Source organism: Bartonella sp. DGB2, from assembly GCF_046843095.1.
Classification (GTDB): domain Bacteria; phylum Pseudomonadota; class Alphaproteobacteria; order Rhizobiales; family Rhizobiaceae; genus Bartonella.
The window spans coordinates 12,811-34,314 of record NZ_CP177325.1 but is presented as its reverse complement, the minus strand read 5'-3'; the positions used below and the strand labels follow the sequence as shown (position 1 = coordinate 34,314).

The window sequence follows — 21,504 nt, the reverse complement described above, 5'->3', positions numbered from 1 at the left end:
CTCTTATAAACATTAAGGAAAAACGATCTATCATTATAGAAATGGCATAAACTAATGCCACAAAGCGTTTATATTGATACTGAGCTAGGTCAGCATAGCTTTGCTTACAAAAAAATAATATGCCTAATGTAAACACTTGTAAAACAACCTAAACGCGAATATAGAGATTGTCTTAACTAATGGCCTTGCTCCAAAACCTTAAAGAGACTCAATGAACCCACTTCACGCTAGTGTTTTTACAGACCTACCAAAAAACACCATAAGCCACGGATTTTTTACGCGCGAAGGCGGAGTCTCTACGGGTCTTTATCGTAGCTTAAACCTAGGTCAAAACTCTGCGGATAAGCCAAAAAATATAATGATAAACCACGCGCGCGTCTCGGCTTATTTTGGTGGTTTTCCGCTCATCATTCCCAATCAAACCCATAGCAATATTGTCGAAGTTATTGACACACCGCCATCCATGGCGCCCAAAAGTGACGCCCTTGTCACCTGCGTACCAAAACTAATTTTAGGTGTTTTAAGCGCTGATTGTGGTCCATTACTTTTTGCTGATCCGAAAGAAAAAATTGTAGCTGCAGCACATGTTGGTTGGCGGGGTGCACTTTCTGGCATTATTGAAAATACAATCACACAAATGATATGCTTAGGCGCGCATCCTGAGCATATCATCGCCGTGCTTGGACCATCCCTTAGCCCTTCTCATTACCAAGTAGGTGAAGAGTTCCTACAAAAATTTCTTAATCAAAGTTCTGATTACGTCCGTTTTTTTAACAAAGATACGAACAAAGGACGATACCATTTTGACCTATGGTCATTCATTATGGCTCGTCTTGAGCGGGCTAAGGTCAAAGCCCAGTGCATTAAACAATGCACCTATGAGGATGAAACACGATTTTTTTCTTATCGACGCATGATCCACCACCAAGAGGAGGATTATGGGCGGCAGGTTTCAGCAATTATGCTACGGGGGCGTTAATGCATTTTCTATCCTTATCAGCAAACCATTACCAGCTGATGGTATGTAATATATATTTTTTCTTACTATATCTTCTTATCATATATCATATCTTTCTCCTGAATAATAATACCTATCAATGGTCAGGGAACTATAGCCGTCACCAAGTGCCTGTTTACAAAATTTTTAAAATTACTACGACTATCCTTGGACACGCCCTCTCATCCCTTTACGCTTTCATAACCCTAGTCATTCGAACGAGAAGAATTCTTCCAAAAGGCCAAACATTACCACCTCTCTCCTTATCCTCTTTACCTTGTTATTTAGTCATAGGTTTGCGATGAAATTCCTACCGGTTAGCGCCCTTCTGCTTATGCTTGGCACTAGTGCCTGCACGCCATCACTTAAAGAAAACGGCTCCACTTTAGCTTTTTCTCCTGTAACAACCCAAGCCCTGCCCTTAGCCTTTGGCAACATTGATGGATTAAATGAAAAAGAGCAAAATAACCTAAATATAGCGATTATGAAGGCAGCAAAAGTCTATAACATTTCCTTTAGCAATAAAGCTGAATTTGCTATCTTACGAGGCTACATTGCCCATGAAGTGGATGAAGATGACAATGGCATTTCTGTTTATTATGTTTTTGACCTACTGAATAAAAATGGACAAAGGCTCTACCGCGTAGGCGGTCATCAAGCTATCACTAAAGCGAAAGATAACTCTAACTTTCACCTAGACAATGCCGATTATAGCGCCATCGCCCAAGATCTTATCCAAAAATTAGCACTTTGGCATCAAAATAACACAAAAACCAACGGTTAATTTATGTTCTGCTAAGCAAAAATAATGCCCCCGCAAACCGGTATGCTAAACCCATTTTACGGCAGGCGGCATAGATGACATAATCGCTTCAACATTCCCGTCGGTTTTTAATCCAAAAAGCGTGCTACGGTCGTAAAGAAGGGTAAACTCCGCGTAGCGGCCGCGTTGAGCCAATTGCTCTTCACGCTCTTGCTCTGTCCATGGCTTGTTAAAATTTTGCCGAACGATGTGAGGATAGATAATATTAAAACAACGAGCTACATCTTGTGTAAAAGCAAAATCTGCATCGAATCCACCCTCTTCTGGTGCGCTATGGAGCCAATCATAAAATATTCCACCAATGCCGCGCGGCTCTCGACGATGAGGAAGAAAAAAATAATCGTCACACCAAGACTTAAGTCGCGCATAATCTACCACTCTTTGATGTTTATTACAAATCAACTGTAAAGCTTGATGAAATGTCTGGCTATCAACATCACGCTGGGTGCGACGATTAGAAAGCATAGGCGTAAGATCAGCGCTACCACCAAACCACTGGCGTGTGGTCACAATCATACGCGTGCTCATATGAACGCTCGGCACATGAGGGCTTTGTGGATGAGCAATTAGTGAAATATCACTCACCCAATAGCGTGGATCTTCTTCAGCACCAGGGATTTCACTTTGAAACTCAGGAGCGAATTCACCATAAATCGTTGCGGTATGGATGCCTACTTTTTCAAAAACGCGCCCGTGCATAATTGACATAACACCGCCGCCGTTGCGTCCGCCCTTGCCTTTTTGCCAAGGAATTTTAGCAAATTGTCCAGCAGGGTAATGATTAAAAACTCCTGTTAGTTCTTCTTCTAACTTTTCAAAAGTAGCACAAAGTCGCTCGCGCATCAGATGAAACCAGCTTTCCACTCGCTGTTTTTTTTCTTCTAACCGCTCTGGCAAGCCTTTCGGAACGCGGTGCATGCCCATGGTTTTCACCCACATATCTCCTCAATTTTATACAAATTTATAAAAGCCATAGATAAAAAATAACATCCCTTACATGCCTATCTGCCCCATGTGGTTTACAACGCGCACCATTTCAATGCCAAGCGTAAGATTTTCTTTAAATTACTCGTCTTCATGAGAGTAAAGTTTAAATCTAGCGCATCTCAGACGGAGCCCTTAGCGATCGCACTTGCCGCAACGCTTCCCCGCAAGCCATCGCCACGCTTACAGCCAAATTAAGCGATCGCCCCCCGCCTCGCATAGGAATGCATACCTCTCCATCCACTGCCTCGTGAATATAAGCAGGAGCACCCGCTGATTCCCGCCCAAAGAGCAAAACATCCTCAGCTACATAGGTCACTTCTGTATAAGGTTTTGTAGCCTTAGTTGTAAACAGCCATAAGCGGCGGCGTTGATTGCACTGATCTTCTAAAAAATGGGCCCAATCTGCATGGCGGGTCAAGTGAGCAAGGGCGATATAGTCCATTCCCGCCCTTCGGAGATTGCGATCAGAAAGATCAAAACCCGCTGGCTCAATAATATGCACGTGCACATCAAGACAAGCAGCCAAGCGCAGGATAGTTCCTGTATTACCAGCAATATCGGGCTGGAAAAGAGCAATATGTAAGGTCATAAAGTGGGAATAAAACATTTTTGCCCCTGCGCCAACCAAATTTTGCGCGAAGCCTGAAGGGCGTGTCATTTTTATAAACACGACCATAATAAAACCGCATTAACGGCGTTCATGCCTGCTTAGATGCTAAATTGAGCCTATAACGAAAAAAAATAATGCTTAAACACTAGATTTTTATCTAAACCTAGTTTAGTAAGATTTTATCAAGAAAATATATCGTAGTTACATGCATTTCTTGAACATTGATAAAAGCTAGAAGCTCCGATATGATTAGCACAAGCAAAAGCCCTATCCAATTGATACGGATTAAAAATCCATAACATGGGTTTTGCTAACAAAATTTACGTTGCTTAAGTATCCAAAATACCTCTTGCTAATGTAACTTTTACATCCCAATAAAACAACCAAAAACAATGAGCATGTATAAATGCAGCTCAACGCTTTTAATCGCTACGTCAGACGCATTAGTGGTGCATCAGTATTAGGAGACAAACTGTGTTTCGATGGTTTGAAAATCGCATTGACGCCTTCCCAAAAAAACAGCCCCAAGTCCCACCGCGCGGCATTGTAGCATTTTGTTCCCACCACTGCGCAGGCCTATGGCCTTGGTTTATCCTCATGGCTATCGCCACCGCAGCTGTAGCTGGCATAGAAGTAGCCATGTTTGGCGTATTAGGAGATATGGTCGATTGGCTCAACACTAGCCAAAAGGAAGGTTTTTTTGCTCGTGAATGGCCGCTTTTAGCAGGGCTTTCTTTTCTTGTCCTACTAGCTTTGCCCTTCGCCAACACAATCAGTATACTGCTCTTGCATCAAACCATCACTACCAATTTTCCCATGCGCATCCGTTGGAATTTGCACCGTTACTTATTAGGGCAATCGATGCAATATTTTGAGAGCGATTTTGCTGGGCGTATCTCTACCAAGCTGATGCAAACATCTATGGCAGTACGGGAAACGCTGATTAAACTCTTTGAAATAACCAATTATGTACTAGTTTATGCCATAGGCACTTTAATTTTGGTAACTGCGGCTGATTGGCGCTTCATCATCCCTTTTGCTGCTTGGATCGCATCTTATGGGGCCATTTTGTATTATTTCGTGCCGCGTTTGCGTAAATCAGCAGAATCCTTAGCAGATGCACGATCTTCCATGACAGGGCGGATTGTAGACGCCTATGCAAACATCAACACCGTCAAGCTCTTTTCCTATAATGGGGGAGAAGAAAACTTTGCGCGGGAGGGGCTAGAAAGCTTTCAAAGCCATTCTTACCATCAGTTGCGTTTAGCCAGCTGGGTATCGATTTGCATTTACACAAGCAATTGCCTTTTAATCTTTGCGGTGGGCGCGCTAGGGGTTATATTATGGCAAAACAGTCTGATCGCAGTGGGAAGCATCGCTATTACTTTAGGCCTTGCTTTACGTCTTAAAAGTATGGCTCAATGGGTTATATGGGAGATATCTGCCTTATTTGAAAATATCGGCACGGTTGCTGATGGAATACAATCCTTTACTAAAGAACGCGCCATTGAAGACAAACCTCACGCGCCCGCTTTAACCGTGAAAAAAGGCGCTATCCGATTTGAAGATGTTGGATTCCACTACGGTAAGGGCACTGGTGTTATCGAACACTTTAACCTTGAAATTAAGCCAGGGGAAAAAGTGGGAATCATCGGGCGTTCCGGAGCAGGAAAGTCTACGTTAGTCAATCTATTGTTGCGTTTTTATGATGTGGAAAAGGGTCGTATCTTGATCGATGGTCAAAATATTGCTGATGTCACACAAGAAAGCTTGCGCCATGTTATTGGCATGGTCACGCAAGATACCTCCCTTTTGCACCGTTCCATTCGAGATAATATCCTCTATGGGCGACCTAATGCTACCGAAGAAGAACTTGTACGGGCAGTCAAAAATGCCCAAGCCGATGGATTTATCCCCAGTTTACAAGACCATTATGGACGGCGTGGATTTGACGCTTATGTAGGTGAACGCGGCGCGCGTCTTTCTGGTGGTCAACGCCAAAGGATTGCTATTTCTCGGGTTATATTGAAAAATGCACCTATTTTAATCTTGGATGAAGCAACCTCAGCGCTTGATTCTGAAGCTGAAAGCGTAATTCAACAAAATCTTGACCAATTAATGGAAGGAAAAACCGTGCTAGCCATTGCCCACCGACTTTCCACCATTGCGGCTATGGATCGTTTAATCGTAATGGATAAAGGCGCAATTGCCGAAATGGGCACGCATGAGGAACTCTTAACCAAAGGCGGGCTCTATGCCCAGCTTTGGCAAAAACAAGTGGGAAAAACCTTTCCCTTCAAAAAAAGCGCCTAATAGGCTTAAGGTAGCTCTACCAACAAGATTCAAACCCTTGGGTTAGAGCTGCCCACAAATTACTCTATAATCTCATGGTAAAAAGTTTTCAAATTGTAGCGGTCACGAAGCGCAAAATAGGTGATAGATTTTTGTTTCAAATACGCCATAAATCTTCTAAAAGTATAAGATAACCTGTTAGAGATTCTATGTCTAAACAAACGCGACGCGATTTTCTCTATATTACTACCGCCATCGCTGGAGCGACCGCCCTAGCGGGGGTATCTTGGCCGCTCATCGGCCACTTACGCCCTGAGGATTCAGTACAGAACAACACTATTGACGTTGATCTCTCTCCCATCCAAAAAGGCATGGCTATCACTGTCTATTGGCAAGGGAAGCCTATTATCATTCGTAACCGCACCGCTGAAGAAATCGCTGCGATGCAAAATGTGACGCTTACCGCCTTTAAAGACCAAGACGCGCGCAACCCCAACCTGCAAGGTGAACAGCTTGCCACTGACCTTGCACGTTCTGGAGGTAATGGTTATGAAAATTGGATGATCTTTATTAATGTCTGCACCCATTTAGGATGCATCACCCGTCCCAATAATGATAGGGGTGGAGAATGGTTATGCCCTTGCCATGGTTCGCGTTTTGATGCATCGGGGCGAGTAATTCAGGGCCCTGCCAATCATAATTTACCCATTCCGCCTTATCAATTTATTGCCCATAATTTATTAAGGATTGGGATTCATGAATAGGCCGAAACGCTATAGACCTCAAGGAGCTTTCGCCCGTTGGCTTGATGCTCGTTTACCGTTTTGGCGTTTTTTTTATATATTTTTTATTGAATTTCAAATCCCACGCAATCTAAATTATCTTTACAGCTTTGGTGGAATTTTATGCCTCCTCTTTCTCTCACAGCTCCTTACTGGCATCAGCATTGCCATGCACTATATCCCTGATATAGAGCAAGTCTTTATGGCTCGTGACCATTTCATGCGCCACATCGCCTTTGGCTGGCTGTTAGTACCATGGCACGCAACAGGGGCTTCATTTTTCTTCCTTGCCATGTATATTCATATCGCCCGTAGTCTATATTATGGTTCTTATAAAGCCCCTCGTGAAGTTGTATGGGTTGTTGGTGTAATCCTGTATTTCATCATGATGGCTATCGCCTTTTCTGGTTATGTGCTTGTATGGGGTCAAATGTCCGTATCGGCAATGACAGTCATTAGCAATCTTTTTAAAACCCTGCCCTTTGTTGGCAATTGGCTTTATGAAACTCTGCTTGGCGGCTATACTCTAGGCCAGCCTACCCTCAATCGTTTGATGATATTTCACTATTTTCTACCAATGCTCTTATTGTTTTTCCTTATCCTACATATTTGGGCTCTCCACCATGTAGGGCAAAGCAACCCAAGCGGTATCCCAGCCAAAAAAGGCAAAGATACCATTCCCTTTCACCCTTACGGGGTTGTAAAAGATTTTTTTGCCGCCGCACTCTTTATGCTGATTTTTTCTTGGTTTTTATTTTTTATGCCTGACTATATGGGCCAGCCAGCTAATTTTATTGCTGGTGATCCGTTACAAACAGCACCGCATATCGTGCCCGAATGGTATTTTTTGCCCTTTTATGCAATTTTAAGAGCCATTGATTTCAATATAGGCTCCCTGCTATCAACAACAACAGGGGGGGCGGTGCTCATCGCCTCTCTACTTATTTGGCTGTTTTTGCCTTGGCTTGACCGTTCTCGCCTCTATTGCGCGCGCCATCGACCAATTTACCGCTTATTTTTCTGGCTTTTTATTGCCGATCTTATCTTGCTCGGTTGGCTTGGCGCTCAACCGGTAGAGAACTGGCCTATCGGCCTTGCCCAAGGATGTGTGTTTTATTATTTCTTCTTTTTTCTAGTCATTTTACCATTTTTACCGTATTTTGAAAAAAACGTGCATCCACTACACGCCTCTATCGCCGACCAAGATCAATATCATAAAACGCGTGAAAAGCGGGGATCTTTATTTTGAAATGCTACGCTCGCCTCTTATGCTTGATTAGCATATTCACACTTTCACCTCTGTTTTTATATGCCAAGCCAAGCCTCCTAGCTATACCCGAAAAACAGAAATGGAGCTTTAACGGCCCATTCGGGCTGTATGATAAAACCCAATTGCGACGCGGATTGCAAGTCTATCAAGAAAACTGTAGCGCTTGTCATAGTTTGAACTATATCACATACCAAGATCTCTCGGCTTTAAACTATAATCAAGACGAACCCAACAAACGCCTTCCAACCCCTTTTCTTAACCAAGATGTGGCCAAAGAAGCCAATAATGGCATCATTCCGCCGGATTTATCACTCATCGCTCGAGCACGAGCTATCCCGCGGCCTTTTCCAGCTTTAATCAGCGACATTTTCACAAATTATACCACAGAAGGAGCTGATTATATTGCCAGTTTATTAACGGGGTATAACCAAATTCCACCCGCTGGGCTCAAGCTCCCTGAAAATACGTGGTATAACCCCTATTACTCCAATGGACCAGCTTTTGCCATGCCGCCGCCTTTAAATGATGGTGATATTACCTATAATGACGGTACCTCAGAAACAGTCCAAAATTATGCCCGCGATGTAGCAGCATTTTTAATGTGGACAGCTGACCCATATTTAGAAAAGCGCAAAAAAACTGGATTTCGTGTTTTGCTCTTTCTTATAGTGTTGAGCCTTTTAGCCTATTTGATTAAGCGCGATATATGGAAAAATAACTTGCATAATGACATTCATTAATTAAATACACAAAAAACATGGAACAAAAGGTAAGGGGCTTCGTTTAGATACCACCAACGGAGGTTTATAATGAAGAGACTTGCTTTCACCACCTTTACCATCGCCCTTCTAGCCGGGAGCGCTTATGCGCAGACTGTCGCCACAACCGATGACACAGTGCCCGTCACCATTCAAAACAAGGTAGCCACATCCATGAATACACGCGAAGCCAATTACGTTTCTCCTTCTGATACTGACTTTGTAGCCTCAAGCTTGATCGGCACCAATGTGCAAAACCTTCAAGATGAAACCATTGGCGAGGTCAAAGACATCGTTTTAAGACAAAATAACCTTGAAGGCATCGTTATTGGCGTGGGCGGCTTCTTAGGCATTGGTGAACGTTATGTTGTTGTTTCGCCCGACACAATCCAGATGAGCCATGCGGACGGAAAATGGAAGTTGGTCGCTAATGCTACCAAAGATAGTCTAAAAGCTGCTCCTGAATTTAAATATGTAGGTCGCTGGATCCGCTAAGACAAAAAGTTGACGCAAAATCTTGTAAACTATTTTAAATAAAATAAACCCAAGCTGGAACCTTACCCCCCCCCCTAGCTTGGGTTTGTTTTATCTGTGACAGTCTAAAACACTAAGTGTTATGCTTAAATAGTATAATATCGCCGTCTTGTACCACGTAATCCCGCCCTTCATCACGCGCTTTGCCAGCTTCCTTAGCAGCAACCTCACCGCCTAGAGTTATATAATCCTCATAGGCAATAGTTTGAGCGCGAATAAAACCGCGTTCAAAATCCGAATGAATAACCCCTGCCGCTTGTGGCGCCTTTGTGCCGCGTTTGATAGTCCAAGCGCGTGTTTCCTTAGGCCCGCAAGTGAAATAGGTTATCAAATCCAAAAGGGCGTAGCCCTCATGAATGAGGCGGTTAAGCCCAGGCTCTTCAAGCCCCATTGCAGCCAAATAATCCCCCGACTCTTCAGCGGGTAATTGCGCGATTTCAGCCTCAATAGCTGCTGAAATCACTACATGAGCCGCTCCTTGTGCAGCCGCCATGGCTCCTACGGCTTGGCTAAAACCATTCCCCGTAGCTGCATCATCTTCGCCCACGTTACAAACATAAAGCACAGGCTTTGACGTAAGAAGGTTGAGCCCATTCAAAATAACTTCCTCTTCTTGGCCAATTGTGGGCAATAAAAGCCGCACAGCCTTACCCTCTTGCAAAAGCTTGAGGGCTTCTTCCATTATAGGTAAAAGGGTTAAGGCTTCTTTATCTTTGCTACCAGCGCGTTTACGTATTTGCGTGATACGCCGTTCCAGACTTTCAAGATCAGCCAGCATAAGCTCTGTTTCAACAGTAACAGCATCCCCCACCGGGTCAATACGCCCCTCTACATGGGTAATATCTTCATCTTCAAAACAACGCAAAACGTGAACAATCGCCTCTACCTCACGAATATTGGCTAAAAATTGATTGCCCAACCCCTCCCCTTTTGAGGCGCCACGTACCAGACCAGCGATATCAACAAAACTAATACGTGTAGGGATGATCTCCTTAGAGCCTGCGATTGCAGCAATTTTACGCATACGCGGATCGGGCACTGCGACCTCCCCCGTATTGGGTTCAATGGTACAAAAGGGATAATTTGCCGCTTGTGCTACCGCAGTTTTAGTCAAAGCGTTAAAAAGTGTGGATTTTCCTACATTAGGCAACCCTACAATACCACATTTAAAGCCCATCAGGTTCTCTCTCATTTAATCCGCATAAATTTTCCGCTCTATACCATATTTTAGCTAAAGAGGTAGAAAAATCTTGACAATGCTCCATATTACCATGGGCGGTTAAAGGAAGCTTGTAGCTCGCCTTCATTGAAATATCCGCCATCCTTACGGTGGGCAATTGTATAATTAAATAGATAATGATAGAAATCAAAAATTTGACAAAAACGAGTATATACTATTTAAAAAATTGTCATTTGCAATTTATCAAAAAATAACCTTTAACAGAATTAATGCAAACTAAATAATCAGGAGAAAATATGGGACAGTTGTCTCGTCGGAATTTCTTAATTAGCGTCCCCTTAATACTTGCTGGTTGTGCTATATCGCCGCCACAGTCTCAGGTTGATGTAGCAGAGCCTAGTAGTTGGCCAGTGCCACCAGAAATGGCTGCGCTTTATGGTCCAGTTGAAGAAAAAAACTTCTCCATACCCGCTGTCGATTTATCAAAAATCAACCCCAAATATTGGCGGCAAGAGGTTGCCTATCCCACGTCTTACCCTCCCGGCACGCTAATCGTTGATACGCCAGCGCGTTTTTTATACCTCATACGTGAAAATGGTAAGGCCTTGCGCTATGGAATCGGGGTAGGCAAAGCTGGGCTTGCTTTTGAAGGCGAAGCTGTGATCCAATATAAACGCATTTGGCCGAGCTGGGCTCCCACCCGTGCTATGATGGAGCGTGAGCCTGAGCGCTATGGCCATTTGGGAAAAGGCTTACCACCAGGACCCGATAACCCTCTAGGAGCGCGTGCGCTTTATCTCTTTAAGGATAATCAAGATACCTATTTCCGTATCCACGGTTCGCATGAAGATTGGTCAATTGGGCGCGCTATTTCCAGTGGTTGTATACGTTTACTTAACCAAGATGTTATCGACCTTTACGGCCGCGTTCCTGATGGCACTAAAGTGGTTGTTCTCCAACAGGATGATCAGGAATCAACAGATGTAGCGCCAGAAGCAACACCCTTTGCCCCAGATGGCTCCGAATCAGTAGACACCCCACAAAACTCCGATTCCCTAATGCAGCCGCCTACGGCAGGATTTCACTGACAATAAACCCCGCGCCACACTCTACAGCGCCTCTTGCTTTTTGACGGTAAGAGTCGCTCGTTCTAATGTGCTTATCTATGACTAAAAAAAACCCATGACAGAAATGAATGCATAGAAATCACGCTTTAAAATATGGTGGGGTTGCTCTAGTAGATAATTTACAATTTATCAGCCGTTCCTTAAGCGTGACCCGCTTCTGAAGCCAAAAACCCAGGAACTACCCCCAAAAACGCGAGGCAACGTTCGTATTGGTTTTCTATATGGTTATCAAAAAGAACCGCTGAATTAGCATCGCTAGTTAACCAACCATTAGCGAAAATTTCCTCCTCAAGCTGCCCAGCAGCCCAGCCCGCATAGCCCAAGGCGAAAAGGGCGCGTTCGGGGCCACGAGCGCGGCTCATTGCCTTTAAAATATCCACGGTAGCTGTTAAGCAAATATCTCTAGTAACCGATATAGTGGTTTCGCAAGCATAATCATCAGAATGGAGAACAAAACCGCGCGAAGGCTCCACTGGCCCCCCACGCCGAACAGGGAATTGTTTGGTTTGTTCAGGCAAACAAATGGACTGTTCTTTGTTAATAACCCCTAATTGCAATAGAAGCTCTGGAAATTTGATTTCTTGGCGCTGATTTAAAATAATACCCATTGCCCCTTCATCAGAATGAGCGCAAATATAAATCACCACGCGCTGAAAGCGCTCGTCTTGCATGTGAGGCATGGCAATCAATAATTGTCCATTCAAAAAACCATCCCGCGATTTCATTGATCTGATCTTATCCATAACAAAATATTAAGCCCATCTTGGTTAAATACAAAAAAACATAGGTAAAAAATGGCCCACAACAAAAACACCTCACGATTATGATAGAGACATTGAAAAAAAATTCTAGACCATATTTCTCCCAACCAGCCGCATTTTTCTCTCAAACCTTGCTTGATCAACTTGAGCGCGCTCACAGAAAGCTTAGACTACGGCTACCGCGCGCTACAAGCATAGGGGCAGTAGCCTGCATAACGCTATTCTTGCGCGCTTTGGGAATAGTCTTAGCAATAGTTTGCTACCAAGCAACCCTGCTACACGCTTCATCTTTAGTGCCTCCTTCAACCAATTCGGATACACCGTTTGCAACACCCTGGCGCGAAGAGACAGGTGGCGCGGTACGGCTTATCATCGACCCAAACGTCAAATCTGACGGCCTGCACGCTATGATCGAAATCCACCTTAAAGATGGTTGGAAAACCTATTGGCGTAATCCAGGCGATTCTGGTATGCCCCCGGCATTTGATTTTTCCCCGCAACGAGCTCATAAAGTGCTCTACCCCGCGCCGCGCTATTTCTTCAAGGCGGGGGAATGGGCAATTGGCTATCAAGGAGAACTTCGCTTACCTTTTGTGGTAGAGCCCCCCACAAAAGATTTGAAAGGTGAGTTCATCATTGGAATGTGCAAAGATATCTGCATCCCTTTTCATTTCCCCTTTGATGTCTCTAACCCGCAAGCTGGTATAAAAGTTCCCTCAGCCCTTCTAGAAAGCGCTTGGAAAAGCCTACCACAGCCCATACCCCCTGATTTACACCTGAAAGCTGCGCTTAAAGCAACCAATCTTTACGTTCATATTACGACCCCCAAAAGCTATAGAGGCCGAGTCCCAGATTTATTTTTAGATGGAGGCGCCCTAGAAATTGGGCCAGCAAAGCATGTGGCGAATACAAAATTTACCTATCAGGCGCCCGTATATTTTAACCCTGAGCAAAAAACTAACCCAATCTTTTTCACCCTTCTAATAGGCAATACGGCCTTTTCTGGCCACTTTACCCCGCAAAAAACCGCCGTACCTTAGGGTAAGAACCCCTAAACACTTTTGCCGCGTGCTTCTTCCACGCCTTTACGGGCTAAAGCATCGGCTCGTTCATTTTCTTCATGCCCCGCATGCCCCTTTACCCAATGCCAACTTACCTTATTACGCTCTACGGCGACATCCAGCGCTTGCCAAAGCTCTTGATTTTTAACCGGCGCTCCGTTGCTTAATCTCCAATTGTTTTTTTTCCACAAAAAAATCCATTTCGTTATCCCATTTTTTACATAGGTAGAATCGGTATAAAGATCAACCAAACATGGCTCTTTCAAAGCGTTCAGCGCTTCAATTGCCGCCCGCAACTCCATGCGGTTATTAGTAGTTGCGCGTTCGCCACCATAAATTTCCCGCTCTCTCATCCCATAACGTAGCAAAGCACCCCAACCGCCCATACCTGGATTACCAGAACAAGCGCCATCAGTATAAATTTCAACCTTCTTCATGGCCATAAACCCAAATCGTCTTGGCAAGCTTTCCGAAAAAAGCTTAATTTTTGCCAATATTCGCGCGGATCTTTTTTGACTACTAAACGGCCATGGGGCGTATGGAACCAATCATAAAGGCGCGTGAGAAGAAACCGCATAGATGCACCGCGCACGAGCACTGGCAAAAAAGCCTTCTCTTCTGCCTCTAGGCTCCGGACTTTACAATAATTTTCTATCAAAGCACGAGCCTTTTGGCGATTGTAAACACCATCGGCTTCAAAACACCATGCATTTAAGCACACGGCAATATCATAAGCCCACGCGTCATTACACGCAAAATAAAAATCAATAACTCCAACAATATGATCAGCTTGAAAAAAAACATTATCAATAAAAAGATCAGCATGAATCACGCCACTAGGCAAACCTTGTGGCCAATGCGCTTTTAAAAAAACGAGTTCAGCTCCTATGTCCTTTTGCCAGCCAGATTGTACCTCATCGGCTCGCGCTCTGCAATTATCCCAAAGCTCTTGCCAATTGGTCAAAGATAAAGCATTTTCACGCGTAAGCGGAAAATCACGTGCTGCCAAATGCAAACGCGCCAACATGGCTCCCACTTGCGCACAATGGTTAAGTAAAGGCTTAGGCGTCCATGAACCTTCCAGAAAAGAAATTATTGCTGCGGGTCGACCCGCTAACTCTCCTACAATACTTCCATCTTTGCGGCTAATCGGCCAAGGGCATACAACACCGCGCTCATTAAGGTGTTGGGTCAAACCCAGAAAAAATGGTAGGTCATGCTTCTCTACGCCATTTTCATAAAGAGTAAGGATAAAGCGCCCAGCTTGCGTATGAAGCAAAAAATTAGAATTCTGCACCCCTTCAACAATGCCGCGGTAAGAACACAAAGAACCAATTGCATAATCTTGCAGAAACCGTCTCAGATCCCCTTCCGCCACATTGGTGAAAACCGCCATTTTCTTCGCCTTTACAGTCTATATAAGCGCTCTCAATAGATGCGGGCAATGTGCTTCCCCTATTCGCTTGAGAGTCCTTTAACGAAAGCCATATCTCTATCGGTTAAAACCGTATCGCGCAACTCACGGTTTACCAAAAAATTTTCCTGCTCCACTGCTGTTTGTGCCAAATCAATCTTTAATTGATAATATTTTGCAAAACTAGTAATGATCTCATGAACTAAAATTTCTGGCGCCGATGCTCCAGCTGAAAGCCCTACACAAGAAAGCGATGCAAAGGCGTTAAAATCAATATCAGCGGCGTTTTGTACTAAAAGTGCTATCTTGGCCCCCGCCCGTTCGGCCACTTCTACCAATCGTCGAGAATTAGAAGAATTAGGTGCCCCCACAACCAAAAATAAATCACATCCCGCAGCGGCCGCTTTAACAGCATCTTGTCGATTGGTTGTAGCATAACAAATGGATTCTGCCATCGGCCCTGCCAAATTAGGAAAACGCATTTGCAAAATACCTAAAACCCCCGCTGTATCTTCTACGGAAAGCGTGGTCTGGCTAACAAAACCCAGATTATTGGGGTCTTTGGGTTGGTACAAGAGGGCATCTTCTTCAGTTTCAATAAGAGTCACCTGACCTTCTTCTAACTGCCCCATAGTTCCAATCACTTCAGGATGCCCCGAATGACCGATCAGCAAAACATGGCGCCCCTGCCGTTGATGACGTATAGCTTGTTTATGCACCTTAGATACCAAGGGGCAGGTTGCATCAAGATAAAAAAAATTATAGCATTGCGCCTCTTCAGGCACCGATTTTGGTACGCCATGCGCAGAAAAAATCACTGGCTTTTGTCGATGTTCTGGCGGAATTTCAGATAGTTCTTCGACAAAAATGGCGCCGCGCGCCTGTAAACCCTCCACTACGTAGCGGTTATGTACAATTTCATGGCGCACATAAACTGGAGCGCCGTATTTTTTTAAAGCCAATACAACAATTTGGATAGCGCGATCAACACCAGCACAAAAACCGCGCGGTGCACATAATCGAATGGTTAAGAGCGGTTTATTTTTCATGATTTCCTCCTTCAAGGCCAAGATGAGTACAAATCACCCTGCGCTGATAACATGGAGAGCGTTTTGTTTCACAGTTTTATCTCACCCTTCAATGAAACGTATAAGCGCAACATCAACCAACAAAATGCTAAAGATTGCTGCTAAATAGATGAGCGAAAAGAAAAACAAACGCCGCGCCATTGTGAAGGTTATCTCCGAATCAGAAGCCCGCCAAACAAAATAAGAACGATAAATAAAAATAGCCCCCAACACGCCGGCACACAAACCATAACCATAACTTGCTAGGTGTAGAATCATAGGAATAAAGCCAGCAAAAGCCGTAAGAATGGCATAGATAAAAATCTGATTTTTAGTGACGCGTTCACCATAGATATTCGGCATCATGGGAATACCTGCGGCGCTGTAATCGTTCGTAGAAAATAAAGATAGAGCCCAAAAATGGGGGGGCGTCCACAGAAAGATGATCAAAAATAACCCTACACTTTCAAAACTTACGCTGCCTGTTACTGCAGCCCAGCCGATCATCGGGGGGAAAGCCCCCGCGGCGCCGCCGATTACAATATTTTGCGGAGTTGAGCGCTTAAGCCAAATTGTATAGATCACCACATAGAAAAAAATCGTAAAAGCAAGAAAAAATGCACTAAACCAATTAATAAACAAGCCCATTATGAAAACCGAAAAGACCGATAAAACAAGACCGAATACCAAAGCTTGCTTGGCGCTGATTTTACCGGCTGGAATAGGGCGGGTTTTAGTGCGTTTCATCAAAGCATCAATATCAGCATCATACCACATGTTTAAAGCACCAGAAGCACCTGCGCCCGCCGCAATGCATAAAATAGCTATTACTGCTAAAATAGGATTCATCGGCGCGGGCGCTACAAAAAGCCCAACAAAGGCTGTAAATACCACAAGTGACATTACCCGCGGCTTTAGCAAAACAAAATAATCCCTGCTTGTGGCGGGAGTGCATTGTTGGTTAGAGGCGCCGCCTTCCTCAAAAGAAGCTCTGGATTTATAGTCTTCAACCTGTTTCATAATGCCTAATAAACCTTGCCAAACTTTGCTTTATAAAACGCTTTTATGTCAGCTATACCCTGTTTCATACATTGTACATACATATAAAATAACCCATAATATAATGAACCCGCAAAGATATAAACGAGCTATCCACCTAAAAGATGAAATTACCATAGCCACTTAGCGCCGTACACGTAGTGCTTATATGCATCAACTCCATGACATAGCGCCAAAGAAAAGCCGCTTTCGCAGACATAAAACAACAAAAACAAAGCATCTATTTTGATCATCTTTAACCGACGCCTTAGCAAAACCCAACGGCCGTTGATGTATAGCGGGCATATTTTTTAAATACAGCGCAACCCCTGCCTTAACTACGCCTTTTTCCTTACCTAAATCAACACAGAAAATACAACTAGGCCTATGCAAAGGCTTTTCAACATAAACAAGACACGATATAAGGTATAGTAGGCTACCTTGCAAAGGATCCCTTTAAAGGAAGGATTTTTGTATGATTCAAAGGACTTTTTATGCATTATATACAAAATATCCTGCCTAAGCTCTTCTCTGCTACCGTCGTCTTTTTTATTACTATAGATTTCTTAGGGGGTGTAGAAGCGCAAACGTCATCCATACAAGACATACCGCCCCCACAAACCTATGGCGCTTGGACGAAGCAATGTAGTTTACCGATTGGCACACCAAATGTTGAATGTTTGTTAATCCAAAATATACGCGCGCAAAATCGCCCCGATATGTTTTTCCGCATAAGTTTTTTGAAACTACCTAAAGATGATAGCCTTTTAATGCGACTTTACACACCAGCGCGTGTAGAATTGCGTTTAGGTATACCTGTAAAGATTGATGGCCATGAAATAGGACGAATGGAATATCGGCGCTGCTTCGGCAATACATGTGTAGCAGAAGCCATTTTAGATAAAACTACCTTTGCCAATTTTTTACATGGCAGACAGGCTATTTATACCGTCTTCCCAGCCCCACAAATGCCCGCAGAAATTATAGTAAGCTTAAATGGTATAACCGCTGGCTATAAAACACTAACAGCTCCAAAACAAATAGTAGAGCCTTCAACATCGCCCCCAACAATAAAGGCTCCACCCACTTCAAAACCTGCGATCGCCACGCCATGAGGCAAAAAGCATCCTACCCCACCCGAAAAGAGGATAAAAGTATGTCAGCCCTTATTGATCGTTTTGATATTTCTGCACAAAATGTAGAATCCCTTGTGCAACATACGCTCTCTAAAGCTGATGATGGTGAATTGTTCATAGAATATTATGAACTAGAAAGCCTTGTTTTTGACAATGGTCGGCTCAAAAGCGGTTCTTTCCAAAAAGAAAGCGGCTTTGGCTTACGTGCAGTCGCAGGAGAAGGAACAGGCTACGCTCATTCAGGCGAATTTAGTAAAGCCGCGCTCACCCGCGCAAGCGAAGCTGTAAAAGCCGTGTTTCATGGCCATAAGGGTATTCAGAATGTAGCACCACGCGGCATTCATAGAACCAACCACAAGCTTTACCCGGAAATCAACCCGCTGGAATCCCCCTCATTCGAAGAAAAAGTACGAATTTTACAGCAAATTGACCAATATTTACGCAATAAAACCCCCCAAGTCCGCCAAGTAACCGTTATGTTAAGGGCAAGCTATCAACATATAGAATTAATCCACGCCGATGGCGCAAAGAGTCACGACATCCGCCCGCTATGCCAGTTAGTTATTAATGTAGTAGTAGCCAAGGGCGAAAAACAAGAAACTGGCTTCTACGGCTGTGGCGGCAGACAAAATTTTGATCAATTCATCAATGCAACAAATTGGCGTGCATCTGCTGATGAGGCTTTACGCGCCGCTCTTGTAAACCTTGAAGCTGAAGCCCCCCCCGCCGGCAATTTTGATATTGTTCTGGGCAACGGTGTAACAGGAGTCATGCTACACGAAGCCGTAGGTCATGGCTTGGAAGGTGATTTTAATCGCCAAGGAACCTCCGCCTTTTCTAACCTCATAGGCGAACAAGTGGCGGCTAAAGGAGTAACGATTGTTGATGATGGATCTCTTCCCAATTGCAGAGGCTCACTCAACATTGACGACGAGGGCACCCCCACAGGTTGCCATACTTTAATCGAAGATGGCAAATTGGTGGGCTATATGCAGGACCGCCTGAATGGGCGGCTTATGGGCGGCCATTCAACAGGCAACGGCCGCCGGCAATCCTACGCTCATACCCCTTTGCCACGCATGACCAATACATTCATGTTAAACGGAGGCTATAGCTCTGAAGAGATCATTGCTTCTGTAAAAAATGGCATTTATGCCGTTTCCTTTGGTGGTGGGCAAGTGGACATTACTTCGGGCAAGTTTGTTTTTGAATGTACTGAAGCCTATCGAATAGAAAATGGTAAAATTAAAGCCCCTATAAAGGGCGCGATGCTAATCGGAAACGGGCCTGAAGCTATGAAACGCATCACCATGGTAGGCAACGATGCTAAATTGGATCCTGGTTTAGGTACCTGCTCTAAAGATGGACAATCCTTACCTGTAGGAGTTGGACAGCCGCATGTACGCATTAACGGCCTTACCATTGGAGGTACAGCAATCGCTCCTTAACAATTTTTGCTTTTTTTTGATATGGCGCGTTCAATTACATTAAGAATAGGCACTACTAAGATGATAGTACAACTCTATTTTTAGCTATAAGAACCATAGCCTTAGCCAAGGCTTACCCCATACTTTTTCAGTAGCAAACGTTGCAATGATAATGGTATGTTTTGCCTTGAAAAAAACCAATGGATACCCCAAGATTCTTGCCGTCTAGCACTCAGCACAACAACTAAAATTTCCAGCCGCGCTTTTCAGAACGTTTATGGAGGACGGCCACTATTTCCAGATGAGGCGACCATAAAAATTGATCAATAGGTACAATCTTTTCTATCTGATAGCCGCCTTTAACCAGAATTTCTAAATCGCGGGCAAGGCTCAAAGGATTACAAGAAACAGCAACAACTTTTGGTACTTTTGTTTTAGCAATTTCTTGGGTTTGTTTTTCTGCCCCTGCCCGCGGCGGATCAAAAACAATAGCATCAAATTCTGACAGTTCTTTTGCCAAAAGCGGGCGGCGAAAGAGATCGCGCTGGCTATAGCGAATAGGCTTTAGCCCCCGCGCTTCACGTGCAGCCCTTGCAAATGCTTGTACCGCTGCGCCATCGCTCTCTATAGCGTATACCTGCATTGTTTTAGCCATAGAAAAGCTAAAGGTACCTAAACCAGAAAATAAGTCAACCGCATTTTTCGATTTAGACAAAGCCGCTACAACCAAAGCAACCATTGCCTTCTCAGCATCATGACTAGCTTGTAAAAAATTCGCGGGCGGTAAATCCACGCGCACTCCATTAAAGGAAAGATGCGGCCTTTCCTGCTCAAGAATAACCTCGCCAGCCACTGATAAGCGTAAAAAACCGCATGCTAAAGCCCCCTGTACCAATTTTTGCCGCACCCGTTCGCTCAAAAAGAGACAATCCCCAAACGCTACATCAAGACCGTTTTGCGCTAGGGTAATGGTAACATCAAAATTTTTGCAATCCTGTAATAAAAAAGCGCATAAAGCTCTTATATCGGGTAATTTTTCAGTAATAGCTGGATGAGCTATTGGACATTCTTCAATATCAATCACTTCACCCGAACGATACCGATGAAAGCCTAAGACCTGCCCTTGTGGGGTAGCACAGGCATGCAAGGTAAGACGGCGGCGCGCAAAAGGCCTTCCGCTTATCAGCGGAGCAATTTCAGCACTAATCCCCCGCGCTTTGATTGCCGCCACTAATAAAGACCGCTTCCATTCTTGATAAGACGAAATTTCCCAATGTTGCAAAACACAGCCACCACAGGCTCCAAAATGCCTGCAACGGGGAGAGACACGCTCTTTCGATGCATCTTTCAAAGCAATAAGTGTAGCCTGTTTTCTCTGCCGTGCGACTAATACACGCTCACTAGGCAAAGTAAATGGCACGCTAAAGACCCCTGCGGGAGAATAGGCAACACCTGCGCCGTCATTGCCCACGTAACGAATACAAACATCCTCAGTCAAGATATTTCTCTCCAAACAATAAATATTCTTTATTCCCATCACCCCCAAGAATCGGTGATGGTAAAAGACCCTTTGCCCGCCAATGGGGCTCAGCATTAAGCCAAGCGAACATGCGCCTTGCAACCCGTACCCCTTCCGTGGGATCTTTCAGTAGCCCCCCTTTGCCAAGACCCGCGCGCCCTACTTCAAATTGCGGTTTTACCAATAAAATTGCCTGCGCTCCCATTTGCGCTAAGGCAAGCGCTGGCGGAAGCGCTTTAGTCAACGAAATAAAACTCACGTCCGAAACAATTAACTCCACAGGCCAACCCTCAAGATGCGCAACTGTTAAATTCCGAGCATTTACGCCCTCTAAAAGGCAAATCGCTGGATTCTGACGCAAAAGGGGCGATAATTGCCCATGCCCCACATCTAAAGCTAAAACACGCTTTGCTCCGTATTCCAATAACACTTGAGTAAAGCCCCCAGTAGATGCGCCAATATCGAGGGCACACCGCCCTACGACATTAACAGGAAACGCCTCAAGCGCTGCCAACAGTTTTAGGGCAGCGCGCGAGACATAATTTTGCGCAGGATCAGCAACACTAATAACAGCATCATAGGCCACATTTTGCCCTGCCTTCGCTACAAGCACGTGATCCACCCAAACCGTACGACGGGAGATAGCGTCCCTCGCTCTGGAACGCGTAGGGAAAAAACCGCGCGCCACAAGGACGTGATCAAGCCGGCCCTTAGCAAGCAT

21 protein-coding genes are annotated in these 21,504 nt (G+C 44.4%); 11 read left to right on the top strand and 10 right to left on the bottom strand.

Features of this window, described 5'->3' with window-relative positions; all coding sequences use genetic code 11:
• The first annotated feature begins 211 nt into the window (after positions 1 to 211).
• Together pgeF and ACK28X_RS00165 are read left to right on the top strand one after the other, a co-directional pair.
• On the top strand, positions 212 to 979 hold the full coding sequence (gene pgeF / locus ACK28X_RS00170; protein WP_412057697.1) for a peptidoglycan editing factor PgeF: 768 nt from the start codon (positions 212 to 214) through the stop codon (positions 977 to 979).
• A gap of 319 nt (positions 980 to 1,298) precedes the next feature.
• Positions 1,299 to 1,781 carry a hypothetical protein gene (locus tag ACK28X_RS00165; protein ID WP_412057696.1) on the top strand — a complete coding sequence of 161 codons (483 nt, stop codon included), beginning with the start codon at positions 1,299 to 1,301 and terminating at the stop codon, positions 1,779 to 1,781.
• 45 nt (positions 1,782 to 1,826) lie between these two features.
• Here ACK28X_RS00165 and hemF read toward each other — a convergent pair whose 3' ends face one another.
• Complete coding sequence (gene hemF / locus ACK28X_RS00160; protein ID WP_412058316.1) at positions 1,827 to 2,744, bottom strand: oxygen-dependent coproporphyrinogen oxidase; 918 nt, start codon at positions 2,742 to 2,744, stop codon at positions 1,827 to 1,829.
• A gap of 172 nt (positions 2,745 to 2,916) precedes the next feature.
• Entirely contained in the window at positions 2,917 to 3,396 is a 480-nt protein-coding gene (locus ACK28X_RS00155; protein WP_412058315.1) for a tRNA (cytidine(34)-2'-O)-methyltransferase, read from the bottom strand.
• A 495-nt stretch (positions 3,397 to 3,891) separates the two neighbouring features.
• On the opposite strand from ACK28X_RS00155, the gene ACK28X_RS00150 reads away from it, so the two are divergent.
• The 5 genes from ACK28X_RS00150 to ACK28X_RS00130 all read left to right on the top strand — a co-directional run bounded on the left by ACK28X_RS00150 (position 3,892) and on the right by ACK28X_RS00130 (position 9,014).
• Positions 3,892 to 5,730 (top strand): ABC transporter ATP-binding protein, encoded by a 1,839-nt coding sequence (locus ACK28X_RS00150; protein WP_412057695.1) that lies wholly within the window; start codon positions 3,892 to 3,894, stop codon positions 5,728 to 5,730.
• Positions 5,731 to 5,918: 188 nt separating this feature from the next.
• Positions 5,919 to 6,473, top strand: coding sequence for a ubiquinol-cytochrome c reductase iron-sulfur subunit (gene petA, locus ACK28X_RS00145; RefSeq protein WP_412057694.1), 555 nt, complete (start codon positions 5,919 to 5,921; stop codon positions 6,471 to 6,473).
• Positions 6,466 to 7,740, top strand: coding sequence for a cytochrome b (locus ACK28X_RS00140; protein WP_412057693.1), 1,275 nt, complete (start codon positions 6,466 to 6,468; stop codon positions 7,738 to 7,740). Before petA ends, ACK28X_RS00140 begins: the two co-directional genes overlap by 8 nt.
• 143 nt (positions 7,741 to 7,883) lie before the next feature.
• Positions 7,884 to 8,501, top strand: a complete 618-nt coding sequence (locus tag ACK28X_RS00135) for a cytochrome c1 (protein ID WP_412057692.1) — start codon at positions 7,884 to 7,886, stop codon at positions 8,499 to 8,501.
• A 69-nt stretch (positions 8,502 to 8,570) separates the two neighbouring features.
• Positions 8,571 to 9,014 (top strand): PRC-barrel domain-containing protein, encoded by a 444-nt coding sequence (locus ACK28X_RS00130; protein WP_412057691.1) that lies wholly within the window; start codon positions 8,571 to 8,573, stop codon positions 9,012 to 9,014.
• 112 nt (positions 9,015 to 9,126) lie between these two features.
• Here ACK28X_RS00130 and ychF read toward each other — a convergent pair whose 3' ends face one another.
• Positions 9,127 to 10,230: a redox-regulated ATPase YchF gene (gene ychF, locus ACK28X_RS00125; protein ID WP_412057690.1), complete on the bottom strand. Its 1,104-nt coding sequence runs from the start codon at positions 10,228 to 10,230 to the stop codon at positions 9,127 to 9,129.
• Positions 10,231 to 10,529: 299 nt separating this feature from the next.
• Between ychF and ACK28X_RS00120 the strand changes: the two genes are divergently transcribed.
• Entirely contained in the window at positions 10,530 to 11,321 is a 792-nt protein-coding gene (locus ACK28X_RS00120; protein WP_412057689.1) for a L,D-transpeptidase, read from the top strand.
• A gap of 179 nt (positions 11,322 to 11,500) precedes the next feature.
• Here the strand turns inward: ACK28X_RS00120 and ACK28X_RS00115 are convergent, their stop codons facing one another.
• The gene (locus tag ACK28X_RS00115; RefSeq protein ID WP_412058314.1) at positions 11,501 to 12,085 is read right to left on the bottom strand and encodes a YqgE/AlgH family protein; all 585 of its coding nucleotides are present in this window, start codon (positions 12,083 to 12,085) and stop codon (positions 11,501 to 11,503) included.
• 110 nt (positions 12,086 to 12,195) lie between these two features.
• Here ACK28X_RS00115 and ACK28X_RS00110 point away from each other — a divergent pair, with 110 nt between their 5' ends.
• Positions 12,196 to 13,161, top strand: coding sequence for a protein-disulfide reductase DsbD domain-containing protein (locus ACK28X_RS00110; protein ID WP_412057688.1), 966 nt, complete (start codon positions 12,196 to 12,198; stop codon positions 13,159 to 13,161).
• A gap of 11 nt (positions 13,162 to 13,172) precedes the next feature.
• On the opposite strand, the gene rnhA is transcribed toward ACK28X_RS00110, so the two are convergent.
• The 4 genes from rnhA to ACK28X_RS00090 form a co-directional block, all read right to left on the bottom strand.
• Complete coding sequence (rnhA, locus tag ACK28X_RS00105; RefSeq protein ID WP_412057687.1) at positions 13,173 to 13,619, bottom strand: ribonuclease HI; 447 nt, start codon at positions 13,617 to 13,619, stop codon at positions 13,173 to 13,175.
• A complete protein-coding gene (locus tag ACK28X_RS00100; protein WP_412057686.1) occupies positions 13,616 to 14,578 on the bottom strand; it encodes a homoserine kinase in 963 nt (320 codons plus the stop codon). The genes rnhA and ACK28X_RS00100 overlap by 4 nt, the downstream gene beginning before the upstream one ends.
• Positions 14,579 to 14,637: 59 nt before the next feature.
• Complete coding sequence (gene ispH / locus ACK28X_RS00095) at positions 14,638 to 15,645, bottom strand: 4-hydroxy-3-methylbut-2-enyl diphosphate reductase (RefSeq protein ID WP_412057685.1); 1,008 nt, start codon at positions 15,643 to 15,645, stop codon at positions 14,638 to 14,640.
• Positions 15,646 to 15,726: 81 nt separating this feature from the next.
• A complete protein-coding gene (locus ACK28X_RS00090; RefSeq protein WP_412057684.1) occupies positions 15,727 to 16,683 on the bottom strand; it encodes a heme o synthase in 957 nt (318 codons plus the stop codon).
• A 512-nt stretch (positions 16,684 to 17,195) separates the two neighbouring features.
• On the opposite strand from ACK28X_RS00090, the gene ACK28X_RS00085 reads away from it, so the two are divergent.
• Positions 17,196 to 17,816, top strand: a complete 621-nt coding sequence (locus ACK28X_RS00085; protein WP_412057683.1) for an invasion associated locus B family protein — start codon at positions 17,196 to 17,198, stop codon at positions 17,814 to 17,816.
• Positions 17,817 to 17,857: 41 nt separating this feature from the next.
• Positions 17,858 to 19,285 (top strand): TldD/PmbA family protein, encoded by a 1,428-nt coding sequence (locus ACK28X_RS00080; RefSeq protein WP_412057682.1) that lies wholly within the window; start codon positions 17,858 to 17,860, stop codon positions 19,283 to 19,285.
• A 223-nt stretch (positions 19,286 to 19,508) separates the two neighbouring features.
• Here ACK28X_RS00080 and ACK28X_RS00075 read toward each other — a convergent pair whose 3' ends face one another.
• Positions 19,509 to 20,762: a class I SAM-dependent RNA methyltransferase gene (locus ACK28X_RS00075; RefSeq protein WP_412057681.1), complete on the bottom strand. Its 1,254-nt coding sequence runs from the start codon at positions 20,760 to 20,762 to the stop codon at positions 19,509 to 19,511.
• Positions 20,755 to 21,504 (bottom strand): TlyA family RNA methyltransferase, encoded by a 750-nt coding sequence (locus tag ACK28X_RS00070; protein WP_412057680.1) that lies wholly within the window; start codon positions 21,502 to 21,504, stop codon positions 20,755 to 20,757. The genes ACK28X_RS00075 and ACK28X_RS00070 overlap by 8 nt, the downstream gene beginning before the upstream one ends.